Raw genomic sequence first — 17,423 nt, forward strand, 5'->3', positions numbered from 1 at the left:
CGTCCCCTACGACCGGAGCACCTCGTCGGCGAGGGTCTGCGGCGTCTCCGCAGAGATGAACGCCTCCTCCTGTCGGGCCCACCGCTCCCACTGCCGCGCGAACGTCTCCCCATCCCGGTCGAGTGCGCGGCGACGACGCTCGCCCTCCTCCGCGGTCAACCACACCCGGAAGGTCGCCAGCGGTGCCGACGCGCGGGACAACGCCCCGCACCCTTCGATGACGATCGGCGCGGCGGGGTCCACTGGAACCCAGTCCGCCGGCGCAGAGGTCACCCAGTCCCACCGCCGGTACCCGGAGGGGAGCCCGAGCACTTCCCGAACGACGCTGTCGGCAGCAGCCTGGAGGCCGTCCCACCCCGGGTAGACATCATCCAGATGGACGATGGTCGCGTCGAGTTCCGCCGCGAGAGCGTTCCCGAGCGTCGTCTTGCCGGTCCCCGAGCGTCCGTCGACGAGGACGACGAGACGGTCGTTCCGTGCCGTCCGGGAGGGGGCGTTCCGTGCAGTCCGGAAGGCCGACCGCGCGCGGGAGGCGAGCGCCCCCGTCGAGGCGATCCGGGCCTCCAGCCCGTCGTCGTCCGGTCCGGACGCAGCCGGTGCGTCGACGTCAGGCACGCCAGGTGCCCGCGAGGAGGGCGGCGACGACCGCGGCCGCGCCGATGCCGACCAGGACCGCCACCATCGCCCACTCGGGTCCGGCGAACCGGACTGGACGCGCCCAGGTGCGTCTGCCGGGCGCACCGAACCCGCGGGACTCCATGGCCACCGCGAGCGTGGTCGCTCGACGCAACGCGACCACGAGCAACCCGAATGCCATCGACAAGCCGCGACGCATGCGGCCGCTGTCCGCGACACCCCGGGCGCGCCGTGCCATCGCGAGCTGCCGCCAGTCGTCGCCGAGCAGGGTCATCATGCGGACAGCGGCCAGGGCACCGAGGACGAACCGAGCCGGGAGGTGGAGGATCTGCGCGAGCCCGTCCGCCAGGTCCGTGACGTCCGTCCGGATGAACAGGACGATGCCCGGCACGCCGACGGCGAGGACACGCAACATCGTCGCGAGCGCCAGCTGCAACGACCCGTCGGTGACGTGCGCGAAGGCGAAATCGAACCAGACACGCCCGGACGGCTGCCCGTACAAGGCGATGCTCACGCCGGTCAACGGGACAGCGACCAGGACCGGGGACGTCCGCAGGAGGAGGGTCCGGACGGGGATGCGGAGCAACGGCAGGAGCGCGAGTTCGAGCAGCAGCGCGACCGTCGCGGACACCAGGTCGAGGCTGAGGACCAGCACGACACCCAGGGCGATCACCCCGAGCAGCGATGCCACCGGTTGCACCGAGGCAACGCCACGCCCGGGACGGACGGGAGGCTCGGCACCGGTCGGACCGCTCAGTGCGGTCGACGGGGCGGTCACCGCGGCTCCCTCGTGGAAGTGACGACGGGCGCTGCCGGGATCAGGCCGTCCGCGTGGAGGACCACCTCGTCGGCGTCGAGCGCTCGGACGAGATCCCGGTCGTGTGTCACCACGACGACGGCGGTCCCGGCGTCGGCGAGGGCTCCGAGCTGCTCGACCACGGCACTCCAGGTGGCTCGGTCCTGACCGGAGGTCGGTTCGTCGAGCACGAGGACCGGCGGGCGTGTCGCGATCACCGCTGCGATCGCGAGCCGCCGTTGCTCCCCGCCGGAGAGCGTGAAGGGGTTCGCGTCGCCCAGGTGGTCGAGCCGGAACCTGTCGAGCAGTTCGGTGACCCGCTCGTCGATCTCGGCAGCGGGCATCCCGAGCGCGGCCGGGCCGGCGACGAGTTCCTCGCGGACGGAGCGGGCGATGAACTGGTGTTCCGGATCCTGGAAGACGGTGCCGATGCGAGCGGCGAGCTCACGGCTGGACCAGGAGTGCGGAGCCGTCCCGGTCGGGGCAGTTCCGGTCGGAGCCGGGCTCGCTGTTCCGACCAGGACCGGGGTGGCCTCCAGCGTTCCGGCAGCGGGGCGGAGGAGCCCCGCGAGAGTGAGCCCGAGGGTGCTCTTGCCGACGCCGTTCGGCCCGGTGACGGCGAGCACCCGTCCGCTCCGGACCTCGAGGTCGATGTCGTGACCGACGTGGAGCGCCTGGTCGACGCCACGCCTGCGTCGTCTGCTGCTCCGGCGCGCGCTCCGACTGGTCGCCAGGCCGCGCGCGCGGAGCAGAGCGGTCCCGTCCGTGGTGGGGTGGGCCTCCTGTCCGACCGCTCCCGCGCCGAGCGGGCGGAACACCACGGTCTCGGAGGGGGCGTCCCCTGGCATACCGCCCGCTCGCGCGGGACGCGGGGCTCCCGACTCGCCCCCGGCGCCGAGCGGGCGAGATCCCCCGGTGTCCGCGTCGCCCGACCCTGGCATTCCGCCCGCTCGCGCAGCGCGGCGGAGGGCGACTCCGCGCGACGCCCCACCGGAGGTGCCACTGCCACGGGGTGCACTCCGAGCCGAACCGACCTCGGGCTCGCTCCCCGGGATCCACACTCCGCCGCGCTCGAGCGCGTCGCCGTGGGCAGCGAGCACGACGTCGGGGGGCCCGTCGGCGACGACTCCGCCCCCCGGCTCGAGCAACACGAGTCGGTCGACCAGGTCGAGCCACGTGCCGATGCGGTGCTCGACCACGAGCATCGTCGCTCCGGTGTCGTCGAGGAGCGCCCGGACAGCGTCGTGCACCTGGCCGACGCCCGCGGGGTCGAGGTTCGCGCTGGGTTCGTCGAGCACGAGGGCGCCCGGACGCATCGCGAGCACTCCAGCGAGCGCGAGCCGCTGCCGTTGGCCGCCGGAGAGCTGCGTGGTGGACCGGTCGAGCGGGAGGTCGAGCCCGACGACGTCGAGCGCGTGCTGTACCCGCGGCCAGATCTCGTGGCGTGGGACGCCGAGGTTCTCGCAGCCGAACGCGACGTCGTCGCCGACCCGCGACATCACCGTGTGCGCTTCGGGGTCCTGCATGACGAGGCCGACGCGTCCTCGGACGGTCCGCGGGTCGGCACCGTCGATCAGGACGACACCCTCGACCGAGGCCGCGGTGTGGTCGCCGTCGTCGGGGTCGTCGGCGAGGACACCGGCCGCAGCGCGGAGCAGTGTCGACTTGCCGGCGCCGGACGGACCGACGACGGCGACGCGCTCGCCCGGGAGGATTTCGAGCCCGACGTTCCGGACGGCCCAGGTCTGCCGCTCGGGGTACCGCCATCCCCAGCCCTGGAACACGACGTGCGCCGGACGGGCCGCCGACGACGCGCCGGATCCCGCGTCGGTCGTCACGCCGCGGAGGATCGTGGCCGGCGCCCGTGCTCCCGTCCGGCCGCGAAGGAGGAGAGCACCCCGGTCCGGGCGAGTGCGCGGACGAGCAGCCACGACCCGATGCCCGAGATCACCACGCCGGAGACGATCGCGCAGATCACGTACGTCACCTGGAACGAGGCGGTCGCTCCCGCGTAGTACCGGAACGCGTCGTTCAAGCCGAGCGCGAGACCGGTCGCAGCTCCGGCGAGCATGACCACGGGCAGCTTCCACACCCGGTAGAGGAACAGCGCGAGGACGATCTCGGCGCCGATGCCCTGCACCAGCCCGGAGAGCAGTGTCCCCCAGCCCCACTGCGTGCCGAGCATGGCCTCGACGGATGCGGCGACGATCTCGCCGAAGAGCGCTGCACCCGGCTTGCGGACGACGATGGCGACGAGCGGTCCGGCGAGCAGCCAGACGCCGCCGACCAGTGCCTGCGAACCCGGGAGGACCAGGCCGAGGCCCGCGCCGATCGGCTCGTAGGCGAAGTCCCAGAGCTTGAAGACGACGCCGACCGCGACCGCGAGGACCGCGGCGACGACGATGTCGACGACACGCCAGCGGAGCGAGCGCTTCGAGACGGGACGTTCGATGGACGTTTCGGTAGGTGCACCAGTGGACATCGCGATGACTCCTCCCTGCGCCGGCATGATCCGGATCAGGTTCGACGGTCGGAGCGCGGTTCGCTCCCTCTCAGCCCGCTCTGGCGGACTCCCGTGTGTGTCCCAGCAGTGTACCCATCGGACAGGAGGCCCGTGGTCCGTGACCCGAGCCTCCTGTCCGTCAGGTGGTCACTTCTTGAGCGCGCGGATGAGCTTGACGAGCACCTTGCCGGCGACCCAGATCACCGGGATGCTGATCGTGAGGAGCGAGATGACGTTCGGCTCGAAGGCGAGGTCCTGTCCGGGACGACGGACGTAGGCGCCGACGGGGAGCGAAACGGCACCGCCGCCGCCACCACCGGCGCCGTCTTCGTCGGCGTCCGAGCCGCCGCCGAAGCCGTACCAGTTGACGGAGACGGGGATCAGGGTGCTGTCCCCGACGTCCACCGGGTCGCCGTAGTTGGAGGCGACGCCGACGGGCCGCACCTTGTCTGCGATCTGCGTGACGATGTTGGTCATGGCGGCGACGCTACTCCGCGCGCACTGGCTGGCGGACGGGCCGTGACGAAGTGTGGAGGAGTTCGACTCGACGTCCGTCCTGTGCAGGAATGAGCAGGCTTGTCCGACCAACGCCTGTGGAGGGCCGCAACGCTCCACAGTGCGCGTCTCGGGCCCGGACATCACAGGGGCCCGCCGATACGTTGGCCCAGTTCATTCCTTCTGGAGGCACGTTTGCACACCTGGCCCGGCAACCCCTACCCGCTCGGCGCGACCTACGACGGCAGCGGCACGAACTTCGCCGTGTTCAGCGAGGTCGCCGAAGGGGTCGAGCTCTGCCTGTTCGATGCCGACGGGACCGAAGAACGAGTCCGACTCGTCGAGGTCGACGCCCACGTGTGGCACGCCTACCTGCCCACCGTCGGCCCGGGGCAGGAGTACGGCTTCCGCGTCCACGCCCCGTACGACCCGACGAACGGCGTCCGCTCGAACCCGGCGAAGCTCCTCCTCGACCCGTACGCGAAGGCGACGAGCGGCGACATCGACTGGGACCAGTCCCTCTTCTCGTACACGTTCGGCGACCCGGACTCGACGAACGACGAAGACTCGGCTTCCCACATGGTCAAGGGCGTGGTCATCAACCCGTTCTTCGACTGGCAGGGCGACCGCGCACCCCGCATCCCCTACGGCGAGACCGTCATCTACGAGGCGCACGTCAAGGGCCTCACCGAGACGCACCCCGACGTTCCCGAAGAGCAGCGCGGTACCTACGCTGGCGTCTCACACCCGGCCGTCATCGAGCACCTCAAGCGACTGGGCGTGACGACGCTCGAGCTCATGCCGGTGCACCAGTTCGTGAACGACTCGACGCTGCAGGACAAGGGGCTGTCGAACTACTGGGGCTACAACACCATCGGGTTCTTCGCGCCGCACTCGCACTACTCGTCCTCGGGCGACGGCGGGCAGCAGGTGCAGGAGTTCAAGACGATGGTGCGCGAACTGCACCGTGCCGGTATCGAAGTCGTCATCGACGTCGTCTACAACCACACCGCCGAGGGCAACCACCTCGGCCCCACGCTGTCCTTCCGCGGTCTCGACAACGCGGCGTACTACCGCCTGATGGACGACGACAAGCGGTACTACATGGACGTGACGGGCACCGGCAACTCGCTCAACGTCGGGCACCCGCACTCGCTGCAGCTGATCATGGACTCCCTCCGCTACTGGGTGACCGAGATGCACGTCGACGGCTTCCGCTTCGACCTGGCCGCAGCCCTGGCCCGGGAGTTCTACGAGGTCGACCGGCTCTCCGCCTTCTTCGAACTGGTGCAGCAGGACCCGATCGTGTCGCAGGTGAAGCTCATCGCCGAGCCGTGGGACGTCGGCCCCGGCGGTTACCAGGTGGGCAACTTCCCGCCGCAGTGGTCGGAGTGGAACGGCAAGTACCGCGACACCGTGCGCGACTTCTGGCGGGGCGAGCCTTCCACCCTCGGCGAGTTCGCATCGCGCATCTCGGGATCCGCGGACCTGTACGAGCACGACGGCCGCACGCCCAAGGCGAGCATCAACTTCATCACGGCCCACGACGGCTTCACGCTGTACGACCTGGTGGCCTACAACGAGAAGCACAACGACGCCAACGGCGAGAACAACAACGACGGCGAGAGCCACAACCGCTCGTGGAACTCCGGCATCGAAGGCCCCACCGACGACCCGGAGGTCACCGCACTCCGACTGCAGCGCCGCCGCAACTTCATCGCCACGCTCCTGCTGAGTCAGGGTGTGCCGATGATCGCCCATGGCGACGAACTCGGCCGCACCCAGCAGGGCAACAACAACGTCTACGCGCAGGACTCCGAACTGAGCTGGATCGACTGGGCGACCGCCGACGACGAGCTGATCCAGTTCACCGCCGACGTCGTGAAGCTCCGGCATGACCACCCGACCTTCCGACGGACCCGGTACTTCAACGGTCGACCGGTGCGCCGTGGTGAGGGCGAACCGCTGCCTGACGTGGTCTGGCTGACCCCGGCTGGCGACGCGATGCAGCCCGAAGAGTGGGACTCCGGGTTCGGCAAGAGCGTCGGGATGTACCTGAACGGTGAGGGCATCCGCGGACGAGATGCCCGCGGCGAGCGCGTCACCGACGTGGCCTTCCTGACGTACTTCAACGCGCACGACGGCGTCGTGACCTTCACGCTCCCTCCGGAGGAGTACTCCCCCGGGTGGACGGTCCGCATCGACACCGCCGAACCCGGAGCGCGGGACGAGGTCCTCGAAGCCGGGGACGCTCTCGACGTCCCCGCTCGCTCGATGATCGTCCTCCGCGCGGAGCCCGAGCACGAGATCCAGCGCACCCCGGTCGACACGGCACACGAGGACGAGCCGGAGCACCCGGCCGCCACCCCGACGAACCCGGCCGGATCAGCCGCGCCGAGCGCCGTCGGGGCGGCCGGATCCGAGGTCGGCGCGGCGCCGGACGCGACGGCGCCGGCGTCCGCCGGCACTGGCACCGACACCGACACCGACGACAACGCAGCCGTGCCCAGCGACACCCCGGCACCCGGGGCGCTCTCGCCCGACGGCGACGCACCCGCCGTCCCCCGTACCCAGACCGATCACGACACCCTTGGGGACACCGAATGACCCGCCGAAACCCGACCTCGACATACCGTCTCCAGGTCACCGCCGAGTTCGACCTGAGCGCCGCGCAGGACGTCGTCGACTACGTCCGCGACCTCGGTGCCGACTGGCTCTACCTCTCCCCCGTGCTGCAGGCGGAGCCCGGCTCCGGTCACGGGTACGACGTCGTCGACCACACACACGTCGACACCGAGCGTGGCGGCGACGACGCGCTCCGCGCCCTCGCCGAAGCAGCACACGCCGCGGGACTCGGCGTCCTCGTCGACGTCGTCCCGAACCACGTCGGCGTCGCGACCCCGGCCGTGAACCCGTGGTGGTGGTCGCTCCTCGAGCACGGCCAGGAGTCGCCCGTGGCCTGGGCGTTCGACATCGACTGGGCTGCCGGGGAGGGCCGGATCCGCGTCCCCGTGCTCGACGACCGGTTGCTCGACGCAGTCACCCTCGACGCCGGGAGCCCGGACGGCAAGGCCCCGCGTCTGCTCGTCGGCGAGACCGAGTACCCGACAGCTCCCGGCACCGTGCACGACGGTGACGACGTCGAGGCCGTGCACGCCCGACAGCACTACGAGTTCGTCCACTGGAAGCGCGCCGACTCCGAGCTGAACTACCGCCGGTTCTTCGCGGTCAACACGCTCGCAGCGATCCGTGTGGAGGAGCCCGAGGTGTTCGCCGCTTCGCACGGGGTCATCGGCTCCTGGTTCCGCGACGGCCTGGTCGACGGTCTGCGCATCGACCACCCGGACGGCCTCTACGACCCGGCTGGGTACCTCGACGACCTCGCCGACCTGACGGGCGGTGCGTACACGCTGGTGGAGAAGATCCTCGAGCCGGGCGAACTGCTGCCGTCGTCCTGGCCGGTGGACGGGACGACCGGCTACGACGCCCTCGGGTTCATCGACCGGGTGTTCGTCGACCCCGCCGGCGAAGCGCCCCTCACGGCGCTCGAGGACCGGTTGCGCGGCGAGCACGTGTCGTGGCAGGACCTGACGCACCGGACCCGCCGTGGGATCGCCGACGGCATCCTGAACAGTGAGGTCCGACGCTTGGCGCGCCTCCTGGTGGTCGACCCGGCCGTGCAGGGCGGTGCCACCTCCGTGTCCGTCTCCGAGGACCGGATCGTCGATGCTGTCGCAGAGATCGTGGCGAGCTTCGAGGTCTACCGCACCTACCTGCCGGAGGGCATCCACCACCTGATCGAGGCACTCGAGGTCGCTGCGGAAGCCCGCCCGGACCTGGCCGACGTCATCGACCGCATCGCGCCGGCCCTGTGCGATGCGGACAACGCCGCCGCGATCCGCCTCCAACAGACCAGCGGCATGGTGATGGCCAAGGGCGTCGAGGACACCGCGTTCTACCGGACCTCGCGCCTGTCGTCCCTCAGCGAGGTCGGCGGCGACCCGAGCGTGTTCTCGGTCACCCTCGACGAGTTCCACGCCGCACAGCGTGAACGTCTCGCCAGCTGGCCGCACGCCATGACGACCCTGACGACGCACGACACGAAGCGCAGCGAGGACACCCGTGCTCGCATCGCGGTCCTCGCTGAACTCGGTGAGGAGTGGACAGCGACGTTCGACCGTCTCAACGCGCTCGCTCCGCTCGAGGACGGGGTGTTCGCCAACCTGCTCTGGCAGGCGATCGTCGGAGCGCGCCCGGCCTCACGAGAGCGTCTGCACGCCTACGCCGAGAAGGCGTCGCGTGAGGCCGGCGACAGCACGACGTGGACCGAGCCGAACGAGTCGTTCGAGCGGCAGATGCACGCCATCGTCGACGCCGCCTTCGACGACCCCGCCGTGGTCGCCGAGCTCGACGCCCTCGACGAGCAGATCGACGCCCCCGGCTGGTCCAACGGTCTCGGCGCGAAGATCCTGCAGCTCACGGCGCCCGGCGTCCCGGACGTCTACCAGGGCACCGAGGCCTGGGACCGCTCGCTCGTCGACCCCGACAACCGGCGGCCCGTCGACTACGCCGAACGGCGGCACGTCCTCGCCTGGCTCGACGGTGCCGACGACGACGGCCCCGACGCGTTGCCCGGCATCGACCTGGGTGCCGTCGCGAAGACCCTCGTCACGAGCCGCGCACTCCGCGTCCGTCGCGACCACCCGGAGCTGTTCACCCGGTACGTCCCGCTCGACGCCACCGGCCCCGCAGCGGACCACGTGGTCGCCTTCGACCGCGGCGGGGCTGTGACGGTCGCCACGCGACTGCCCCTGGGCCTCCGGGCCGTCGGCGGATGGGCGGACACGCTCCTGCACGTCGTGCCGGTCGAGCGCGTGGACCTGCTGACCGGGAGGCGTTTCCCGGCTGACCGTGACCTCCTGCTCGACGAGGTCCTCACCGACTTCCCCGTCGCACTGCTCGTGCCCGCGGACGTCGTCGACGGCGGTGGTCACGACGCCACGGACACGAGCACGTCCGACAGCACGAACCCCACCGCCGCGAACACCACCACCAGCACCGAAGACACCGAGACCGACGCGCAGGCTGAGGTCGAGATCCTGGAGGGTCACGCATGACCAGTCCCGACCGCTACGGCGTCTGGGCCCCCGAGCCCGAGAACGTCCGCCTCGTCGTCGACGGCACCGAGTACCCGCTCACCCGCGGGGACGACGGCTGGTGGACGACCGACGAGGTCCTCCCCGTCGTCGGAGCCCGGTACGGCTTCCGTATCGACGAGGACGAGTCCGTCCGCCCCGATCCGCGCAGCCGCTTCCAACCCGAGGGCGTCCACGGGCCGTCCGAGGTCGTCGACCCGGCACGCTTCGCATGGACGGACGACGCCTGGACCGGCCGACCGGCGCGCGGCGGCGTCATCTACGAGATGCACGTCGGCACCTACACGCCAGAGGGCACCCTCGACGCCGCTGCCGCCAAGCTCGAGCACCTGGTCGAGCTCGGGGTCGAGTTCGTCGAGCTGCTGCCCGTGAACGGCGTCAACGGTGAGTGGAACTGGGGCTACGACGGGGTCGCGTGGTACGCCGTGCACGCTCCCTACGGCGGTCCGGATGCCTACGACCGCTTCGTCGACCGCGCCCACGCCCTCGGTCTCGGCGTCATCCAGGACGTCGTGTACAACCACCTCGGTCCGAGCGGGAACTACCTGCCGCTCTACGGCCCGTACCTCGTGCAGGGGCTGGCCAACACCTGGGGCGACTCGGTCAACGTCGAAGAGCCCGAGGTCCGCCGGTACGTCCTGGACAACGTCCGGATGTGGTTCCGCGACCACCACGTCGACGGTCTGCGACTCGACGCCGTGCACGCGATCCGTGACACGACGCGACCGCACATCCTCGCCGAGATGGCCAGCGAGACCGACGCGTTCTCGTCGTTCACCGGCAAGCCGCTGTCGCTCATCGCGGAATCGGACCTCAACGACCCGATCATGTTCCGCCCGCGCGAGGCCTCCGGGTACGGGCTCGCCGGCCAGTGGTCGGACGACTTCCACCACGCCGTGCACGTCGCCGTCACCGGGGAGACGAACGGCTACTACGCCGACTTCGCCCCGCTGACCGCCCTGGCGAAGGTGCTCGAACAGGGCTTCTTCCACGACGGAACCTGGTCGTCCTTCCGCGGCAAGCGTCACGGTCGGCCGATCGACCGCGGCACGTCGCCGACGACAGCCCTCGTCGTGGCGAACCAGAACCACGACCAGATCGGCAACCGCGCCGCCGGTGACCGTCTCGCCGCGACCGTGTCGGACGAAGGTCTCGTCATCGCCGCAGCGCTCACGCTGCTCGGCCCGTTCACCCCGATGCTCTTCATGGGTGAGGAGTTCGCCGCCACGACCCCGTGGCAGTTCTTCACCTCGCACCCGGAGCCGGAACTCGGCAAGGTCACCGCCGAGGGCCGGATCAAGGAGTTCGCCGAGCACGGTTGGGACGAGTCCACGGTCCCCGACCCGCAGGACCCGACGACGTTCACCAACTCCAAGCTCGACTGGTCTGACGTCGAGTCCGAGCGTGGAGCACGGATCCTCAACGCCTACCGGGTACTCGTCGCCCTCCGGCGCACCGACGAGGCGTTCGTCGACCACCGCTACGAGGCGAACGCCGTCCGCTTCAGCGAGGACGAGCGATGGCTCGTGCTGACCCGCGGGCTACTCGGCCCGACGGCAGCACCGGTCCACGTCGTCGTCAACCTGTCCGACGACCCTGCGGAGGTCCCGCTCGTCGGTGCCACCGGCGAGGTGCTGTTCAGCTTCGGCGACGCCGACTTCGACACCGACGGCGTCCGTTTCGCGGGCCGAGGGCTCGTGGTGGTGCGCTGACCAGGTCAGCTGGCTGACGCAGCTCAGCCCCGTGACGGACGGGAGGCCCGGTACCAGCTGGTACCGGGCCTCCCGTCCGTCAGGCGGTGCGTTCCGCTCAGGCGGGACGCTGCGTCGGAGAGACGTTCTTCGAGGCGTCGCGCTCCGGGATGTCCCCGAGGGCCTCGTCGATGCGAGCCATCGTGTCGGCGTCGAGCTTCACGCCTGCTGCCTTCACGTTGTCCTCGACCTGTGATGGACGCGAGGCACCGACGATCGCCGAGGCGACGTTCTCGTTCTGCAGGGTCCAGGCGACGGCGAGCTGGGCGAGGGTGAGCCCGGCCTCGTCAGCGACCGGCTGGAGACGCTGGACGGCCTCGAGGACCTCGTCGCGCATGTACCGCTTGATCATGTCCGCGCCGCCCTTCTCGTCCGTGGCGCGGGAGCCCTGGGGCAGCGGCTGGCCCGGCTTGTACTTGCCGGTGAGGACGCCCTGAGCGATCGGCGAGAACACGATCTGCGACAGACCGAGCTGCTTCGACGCGGGGACGACCTCGCCCTCGATGACGCGCCACAGCATCGAGTACTGCGGCTGGTTCGAGACGAGCTGGAAGCCGAGTTCCTTCGCGAGGGCAGCACCGGCACGGATCTGCTCGGCGGACCACTCGCTGACGCCGATGTACAGCGCCTTGCCCTGACGCACCACGTCCGCGAAGGCCTGCATGGTCTCTTCGAGCGGGGTCTCGTAGTCGTAGCGGTGGGCCTGGTACAGGTCGACGTAATCGGTCTGCAGACGCTCGAGCGAGCCGTTGATCGACTCCATGATGTGCTTGCGGCTGAGGCCGACGTCGTTGTGCCCCATCGGGCCGGTCGGCCAGTAGACCTTCGTGAAGACCTCGAGGGACTGACGACGCTCACCCTTGAGTGCTTCGCCGAGGACGGTCTCTGCTGCCGTGTTGGCGTAGGTGTCCGCAGTGTCGAACGTGGTGATGCCAGCGTCGAGCGCTGCCCGCACGCACTGTGTGGCGACGTCGTTCTCGACCTGCGAGCCGTGCGTCAGCCAGTTGCCGTAGGTGATCTCGGAGATCTTGAGTCCGGAGTTGCCCAGGTACCTGAATTCCATGGGTGCGACGCTACTGGAGTGAGCGCGCACGCGGGAGGCCGTGGCAGTACCTGTGTGCAGTCGGCTCCGCCGTTCCTCCGCTCGACCCTCGGCTGCGCTGACCCTGCGCCAGCACGAGCGGGTGGCGCGAGCGGGCAGCGCGAGCGGGCAGCGCGAGCGTGCAGCGCGAGCGGGCAGCGCGAGCGAGCGATATGTCAGGCCCCCGGTGGCGCCCTCCCCGCGAGCGGGCGACATGCCAGGCCCCCGGTAGCACCCTCCCCGCGTCAGGGCGGCGCGAGCGGGCGAGATGCCAGGCCCGTGCCACCCTCCCCACGATCGGGCAGAACGCCGGGGCAGCCCATGCCGCACACCCGTGGTTCCGCCCGCTCGCGAGCTTGCGTCCCGTCCTGCACATCCGGCCGACGCCCGGCCCTGTCCACACTGGAGGCCCGGTCTGGCCCCGGCGCTCCGGTGCGGCTCGCACCATGGACCCATGTCTCCGAGGACCCCGCTCCCCCCGGCCCTGCGTCGGACGCCGTTCCGAGTGCGTCGCGCGCTCCACATGGGCGTTCCACGCGGCCGGCTCGATGCCCGCGACCTGCGACGTCCGTTCCACGGCGTGCGATGTGCCGAGCAACCGCACACGCCGGACGCCTTCGCGCGGGCACTCGCTCCTCGGCTGCGCCATGACCAGGTCTTCAGCCACACGACCGCCGCGATGCTCCTCGGCGTGCCGTTGCCCCGCCGGATCGAACGTGATCCGCGACTGCACGTCATCACCATCGGGACGGACCAGGCGCTCCGCGTCCGTGGGTCGGTGGGGCACCGGGCCAAGGCGGGTTCGGTACGGGTCGTCCAGACCAGGGGTGTCCAGCTGACGCATCCGGCCGACACCTTCACCGCGCTCGCCTCGTTCCTGTCGCTGGACGAACTCATCGTGGCTGGGGACGCCTTGGTGGGATGGCTCGGTTGGTCGACGCTCCCCGAACTGGCCGCGGCCGTGCGTCGGCGGCGAGGCTGTCGCGGCGTCGTGAAGCTCCGGGCAGCCCTCGCCGAGATCCGGGCTGGATCGCGGTCGCCTGGGGAGACGCGGATGCGGCTCCTCCTGACTCGCGCAGGTCTCCCGGAACCCGTCCTCAACCACGACGTGGTGGTGGACGGACGGTGGGTCGCCTGCGTCGACCTCGCATATCCCGATGCTCGTGTCGCGATCGAGTACGAGAGCGACCTCCACCGGACCGACCCGGCGACGTTCCGGAAGGACCTGACCAGGGGTGAACTGCTGAAGGACGACGATTGGTGGTTGGTGCGGGCGACCGCAGATGACGTCGGTCCGACCGCCGACCGTTTCGTCGCGCGGATGCGTCGTCTCCTCATCGCCGGCCGAACGGGCCGGCACCGCCCGAAGAACAACACCTCGGTGAACAATGGTTGACGCTTCAACCAAAGCGGTGCAGAATGGGCTACCATCAGGTTCGATGCAGGTGCATGAAATCTCGCGCCCGCCCATGACTCATCGCTCGAAGAAGGACACACCATGGCTCTCAACGCCTCCGCCATCCCCGGTTACGTCACCGGCACCTGGAAGCTCGACCCGACCCACTCCGAGGTCAGCTTCTCCGTCCGTCACCTCGCGATCAGCAAGGTCAAGGGCAAGTTCGAGAAGTTCGACGCGACCCTCGTGACCGCCGAGAACCCCCTCGACACGACCCTCGAGGCCTCGATCGACGTCTCGAGCATCAACACCAATCAGGCGCAGCGCGACCAGCACCTCGCGACCGGTGACTTCTTCCTGACCGAGGAGCACCCGCACATGACGTTCCGCTCGACGGGCATCCGCGAGGACGGCGACGACATGCTCATCGACGGCGAACTCTCGCTCCGTGGCGTCACCAAGCCCGTCACGCTGAAGACCGAGTTCGGCGGCGTCATCACCGACGGCTACGGTCAGGTCAAGCTCGGTGCCGAGGCGACGACGAAGATCGACCGCACCGAGTTCGGCGTGAACTGGAACGCAGCCCTCGAAGCCGGCGGTTTCACGCTCGGCAACGACGTCACGATCAACCTCGACGTCCAGTTCGTCCTCCAGGCGGCCTGACCTCTCCGCCCTCTCGAAGCCCCGGCGCCCTCGGCGTCGGGGCTTCGTGCTGTCCTGGACCGGCTCGAGCGTTCGCTTTCGTGGTCGCGCCCGTGGATGGATGGGTGCGTCTTCCCTGCCGACCGGGCGGAACACCAGGGCGTTCTCCCGGATCCAGCGGGGATTCCGCCCGCTCAGCGCGCAGCGCGCAGCGCGCACGCGGAACCGAGCGCTCAGCCGCCCGCTCAGCCGCCGACTCGCCGCCGAGGCGCCCCCTCGCCCGCCACACCCGTCGCCCGCGCGCCCATCACGAGCAGGGAGCTCCGCGCCATCCGCCCCAGCGCCTCCCGACCGACTGGAGCGGTACCGTGAGGAACGCTCTGGCCCACCCCGGGGGAATCCGCCCCTCGGTCCCAGGGTTGCAAGCAACACCGCTGCACACGAAGCACGTCCGACGCGGTCGTCGGAATGTCGCTCGCCGACGAACAGGAGCACCCCGATGTCCACCGACTGGATCACGCTGCAGACCCTCGCCGTCGCGGAGTTCGGCCGCCGCGTCGCCGCCGTCACCGACTGGGACGCTCCCACCCCCGACTCCGAGTGGACGACGCGCGATCTCGTCGCACACGTTGTGGATGAACAGCGCTGGATCCCCAAGCTCCTCACCGGTTGCGACTACGCCCAGGCCGAAGCGGACCTGGAGCCGATCGGCGATGACCTCCTCGCTGAGTGGGAGCGGCACTCGAGCGCGGCGATCGAAGCCTGGCAGCGCGCACCGAAGGACACGCCCGTGCACCTGTCGACCGACGTGGTGCAGGCCGGCGAGTACCTCGCGGAGCAGACCAGCGACATCACGATCCACACGTGGGACCTGGCCCGCGCGACGGGGAGCGACGAGCGCCTGCCCGACGAGCTCGTCGACGCGGTGTGGACGCACTTCGAACCGCAGATCCAGTCCCTCGCGGCGACCGGGCTGTACGCGGCTCCAGTGCAGGTGGACGACGATGCTCCTCTGCAGGTGCGTCTGCTCGCGGTGACCGGGCGAGATGCCCGGGTCTCCGCCTGACACACCGGTCCGGAAGGCCCGCTCACGGGCACGCACACACACACACACACACACACACACACACACACACACACACACACACACGCACGCACGCACGCACGCACGACCCCACCAGCGCTCCGCCACGGAAGGACCCCGTATGTCCGACACCCCCACCGTCCCCACCGTCCGCCTCGGCAACACCGGCCTCGAGATCTCGAGTGTCATCCTCGGCATGATGTCCTACGGCGATCCGACGAAGGGCTCGCACGCGTGGAGCGTCGGCATCGACGATGCCCGCCCCTTCGTCCGCCGGGCGTTCGACGCCGGCATCACGACCTTCGACACCGCGAACGTCTACTCCGCGGGCAGCAGCGAGGAGATCACCGGCGAACTCCTCAAGGAGCTCGCTCCCCGTGAGGAGGTCCAGGTCTTCACGAAGGTCTTCAACCGCATGCGTCCGGGCAGCAACGGCGCGGGGCTGTCCCGTGTCGCGATCATGCACGAGATCGACGCGTCCTTGACACGCCTCGGCACCGACTACGTCGACCTGTACCAGATCCACCGTTTCGACCCGCTCACCCCGGTCGAGGAGACGATGGAGGCACTCCACGACGTCGTCAAGTCCGGCAAGGCCCGCTACATCGGTGCTTCGAGCATGTGGGCGTGGCAGTTCGCCGAGATGCAGCACGTCGCGGAGCGCAACGGCTGGACGAAGTTCGTCGCGATGCAGGACCAGTACAACCTCCTCGAACGTGAGGAGGAGCGCGAGATGCACCCGTTCTGTGCCCACACCGGCGTCGGCGTCATCCCGTGGAGCCCGCTCGCCCGCGGCAAGGTCACCCGCCCCTGGGACGCGCAGGGTTCCGGCTCACGGTCTGACACGGACGAATTCGGCAAGACGCTGTACCGCCAGGACGAGGACGCGAACCGAGCGATCGTCGAAGCGGTCGGGCAGGTCGCGGAGGAGCGCGGCGCGAGCATGGCGCAGATCGCCCTCGCTTGGGTCGCTGGGAAGTCGGCCGTCTCGGCACCCATCATCGGCGCGACGAAGGAGCACCACATCGACGACGCGGTCGCCGCGACGGCGATCGAACTGAACGACGACGAAGTCACGCGACTCGAGCAGGCCTACACCCCGCGGGTGCCGTCCGGCTTCTGACCCACCCGACGGACGGGAGGCACGGTTCCATCTGGCACCGCGCCTCCCGTCCGCCGTCTCCCCCGCCCCCGCCCGGCGAGCGGGCGGAACACCTGGCGCACCGTCTCGACCTGTCGTGTGATTACGCCCACTCATCGAGGCGCACGCCGTTTCCCCGCCCGTCCGTTGTCTCCCGGTAACGCGAGCGGGCGAGATGCCGCATGACTCGCGGGCGGTGCCGCTCAGATCCGCCCGCTCGCCGACAGCAGGACCGTCCGGACACCCGCCCTCGCACGCGTGGCCCAACACCTCGGCTCGCGACCGAGACCATCGACGCGAGCGGGCCGAATACCGTGCGTCCCGGCGTCATACCCCGCAGGTTCGCCCACTCGCCGGCCCCGCCGCAAGCCTGCAGCCCGGACCACCGCGGAGTCGGCCCCGCCGCCCAGACGCCGGGAGGTCCGAGAAAGCCGAGCACGGAGCGTGAGTGGGCAGAATGCCGGACTCCAGGCCGGGTGCGATGGCGATTCCGCCCGCTCGCCGGAGAGAGACTGCGTGACCCCTTCATCGGTCCGTCCCCAGGGCGAGCGGGCGGAAAGCCCGGGTGACGGGAGCGGCCTCCGCACAGATCCGCCCGCTCGCCGCAGGCGCAGGCGCTCGTCTCGCCGCAGGCGCAGCCACCCCGCCCGCCGCAGGCGCAGGCGCTCGTCTCGCCGCAGGCGCAGCCTGAGGGGTGCGGGAGCGGGGGCTCGGAGCGGCGGCGCCTGCGGCGGGCGGGTGC

Annotated in this window: 13 protein-coding genes and 1 riboswitch; of the genes, 7 read left to right on the forward strand and 6 right to left on the reverse strand. The window is 70.4% G+C overall.

The genetic code is table 11. The annotated features are described in order from the left end of the window. Positions 1-6: 6 nt before the first annotated feature. The 5 genes from DEJ24_RS15610 to DEJ24_RS15635 all read right to left on the reverse strand — a co-directional run bounded on the left by DEJ24_RS15610 (position 7) and on the right by DEJ24_RS15635 (position 4,412). Positions 7-615, reverse strand: a complete 609-nt coding sequence (locus DEJ24_RS15610; protein ID WP_258374852.1) for an ATP-binding protein — start codon at positions 613-615, stop codon at positions 7-9. Continuing rightward, entirely contained in the window at positions 608-1,414 is an 807-nt protein-coding gene (locus DEJ24_RS15615) for an energy-coupling factor transporter transmembrane protein EcfT (RefSeq protein ID WP_258374853.1), read from the reverse strand. The genes DEJ24_RS15610 and DEJ24_RS15615 overlap by 8 nt, the downstream gene beginning before the upstream one ends. Further along, positions 1,411-3,270: an ABC transporter ATP-binding protein gene (locus DEJ24_RS17295; RefSeq protein ID WP_258374854.1), complete on the reverse strand. Its 1,860-nt coding sequence runs from the start codon at positions 3,268-3,270 to the stop codon at positions 1,411-1,413. Before DEJ24_RS17295 ends, DEJ24_RS15615 begins: the two co-directional genes overlap by 4 nt. After that, the gene (locus DEJ24_RS15630) at positions 3,267-3,914 is read right to left on the reverse strand and encodes an ECF transporter S component (RefSeq protein WP_111079426.1); all 648 of its coding nucleotides are present in this window, start codon (positions 3,912-3,914) and stop codon (positions 3,267-3,269) included. The genes DEJ24_RS17295 and DEJ24_RS15630 overlap by 4 nt, the downstream gene beginning before the upstream one ends. Then, positions 3,909-4,019, reverse strand: a riboswitch (TPP riboswitch). It overlaps the preceding gene by 6 nt. A 63-nt stretch (positions 4,020-4,082) precedes the next feature. Beyond that, positions 4,083-4,412: a hypothetical protein gene (locus DEJ24_RS15635; protein ID WP_110905060.1), complete on the reverse strand. Its 330-nt coding sequence runs from the start codon at positions 4,410-4,412 to the stop codon at positions 4,083-4,085. Between the two features lie 213 nt (positions 4,413-4,625). Between DEJ24_RS15635 and glgX the strand changes: the two genes are divergently transcribed. Genes glgX through treZ form a run of 3 tightly spaced genes read left to right on the forward strand, consistent with a single transcriptional unit; the run spans position 4,626 to position 11,298 of the window. Further along, positions 4,626-7,037, forward strand: coding sequence for a glycogen debranching protein GlgX (gene glgX / locus DEJ24_RS15640; protein WP_258374858.1), 2,412 nt, complete (start codon positions 4,626-4,628; stop codon positions 7,035-7,037). Further along, positions 7,034-9,547, forward strand: a complete 2,514-nt coding sequence (treY, locus tag DEJ24_RS15645; RefSeq protein ID WP_111079406.1) for a malto-oligosyltrehalose synthase — start codon at positions 7,034-7,036, stop codon at positions 9,545-9,547. Before glgX ends, treY begins: the two co-directional genes overlap by 4 nt. Continuing rightward, positions 9,544-11,298: a malto-oligosyltrehalose trehalohydrolase gene (gene treZ, locus DEJ24_RS15650; protein ID WP_111079408.1), complete on the forward strand. Its 1,755-nt coding sequence runs from the start codon at positions 9,544-9,546 to the stop codon at positions 11,296-11,298. The genes treY and treZ overlap by 4 nt, the downstream gene beginning before the upstream one ends. Before the next feature lie 97 nt (positions 11,299-11,395). Here treZ and DEJ24_RS15655 read toward each other — a convergent pair whose 3' ends face one another. Continuing rightward, on the reverse strand, positions 11,396-12,400 hold the full coding sequence (locus DEJ24_RS15655) for an aldo/keto reductase family protein (protein ID WP_111079410.1): 1,005 nt from the start codon (positions 12,398-12,400) through the stop codon (positions 11,396-11,398). 598 nt (positions 12,401-12,998) lie between these two features. Here DEJ24_RS15655 and DEJ24_RS15660 point away from each other — a divergent pair. The 4 genes from DEJ24_RS15660 (at position 12,999) to DEJ24_RS15675 (ending at position 16,663) form a co-directional block, all read left to right on the forward strand. Continuing rightward, positions 12,999-13,814, forward strand: coding sequence for a hypothetical protein (locus DEJ24_RS15660; protein WP_146245999.1), 816 nt, complete (start codon positions 12,999-13,001; stop codon positions 13,812-13,814). A 102-nt stretch (positions 13,815-13,916) separates the two neighbouring features. After that, a complete protein-coding gene (locus DEJ24_RS15665) occupies positions 13,917-14,477 on the forward strand; it encodes a YceI family protein (protein ID WP_110903219.1) in 561 nt (186 codons plus the stop codon). 478 nt (positions 14,478-14,955) lie between these two features. Next, positions 14,956-15,522, forward strand: a complete 567-nt coding sequence (locus tag DEJ24_RS15670) for a TIGR03086 family metal-binding protein (RefSeq protein WP_111079414.1) — start codon at positions 14,956-14,958, stop codon at positions 15,520-15,522. Between the two features lie 139 nt (positions 15,523-15,661). Continuing rightward, positions 15,662-16,663, forward strand: a complete 1,002-nt coding sequence (locus DEJ24_RS15675; protein WP_111079416.1) for an aldo/keto reductase — start codon at positions 15,662-15,664, stop codon at positions 16,661-16,663. Positions 16,664-17,423: the final 760 nt, after the last annotated feature.

Source organism: Curtobacterium sp. MCPF17_001 (assembly GCF_003234615.1).
GTDB lineage: Bacteria > Actinomycetota > Actinomycetes > Actinomycetales > Microbacteriaceae > Curtobacterium.

Excerpts from the sequence above, each read along its gene's own strand:
- treZ (WP_111079408.1), top strand. The coding sequence starts at position 9,544 with ATGACCAGTCCCGACCGCTACGGCGTCTGGGCCCCCGAGCCCGAGAAC.
- DEJ24_RS15630 (WP_111079426.1), bottom strand. The coding sequence starts at position 3,914 with ATGTCCACTGGTGCACCTACCGAAACGTCCATCGAACGTCCCGTCTCG.
- DEJ24_RS15670 (WP_111079414.1), top strand. The coding sequence starts at position 14,956 with ATGTCCACCGACTGGATCACGCTGCAGACCCTCGCCGTCGCGGAGTTC.
- DEJ24_RS15665 (WP_110903219.1), top strand. The coding sequence starts at position 13,917 with ATGGCTCTCAACGCCTCCGCCATCCCCGGTTACGTCACCGGCACCTGG.
- DEJ24_RS15675 (WP_111079416.1), top strand. The coding sequence starts at position 15,662 with ATGTCCGACACCCCCACCGTCCCCACCGTCCGCCTCGGCAACACCGGC.
- DEJ24_RS15655 (WP_111079410.1), bottom strand. The coding sequence starts at position 12,400 with ATGGAATTCAGGTACCTGGGCAACTCCGGACTCAAGATCTCCGAGATC.
- treY (WP_111079406.1), top strand. The coding sequence starts at position 7,034 with ATGACCCGCCGAAACCCGACCTCGACATACCGTCTCCAGGTCACCGCC.
- DEJ24_RS15635 (WP_110905060.1), bottom strand. The coding sequence starts at position 4,412 with ATGACCAACATCGTCACGCAGATCGCAGACAAGGTGCGGCCCGTCGGC.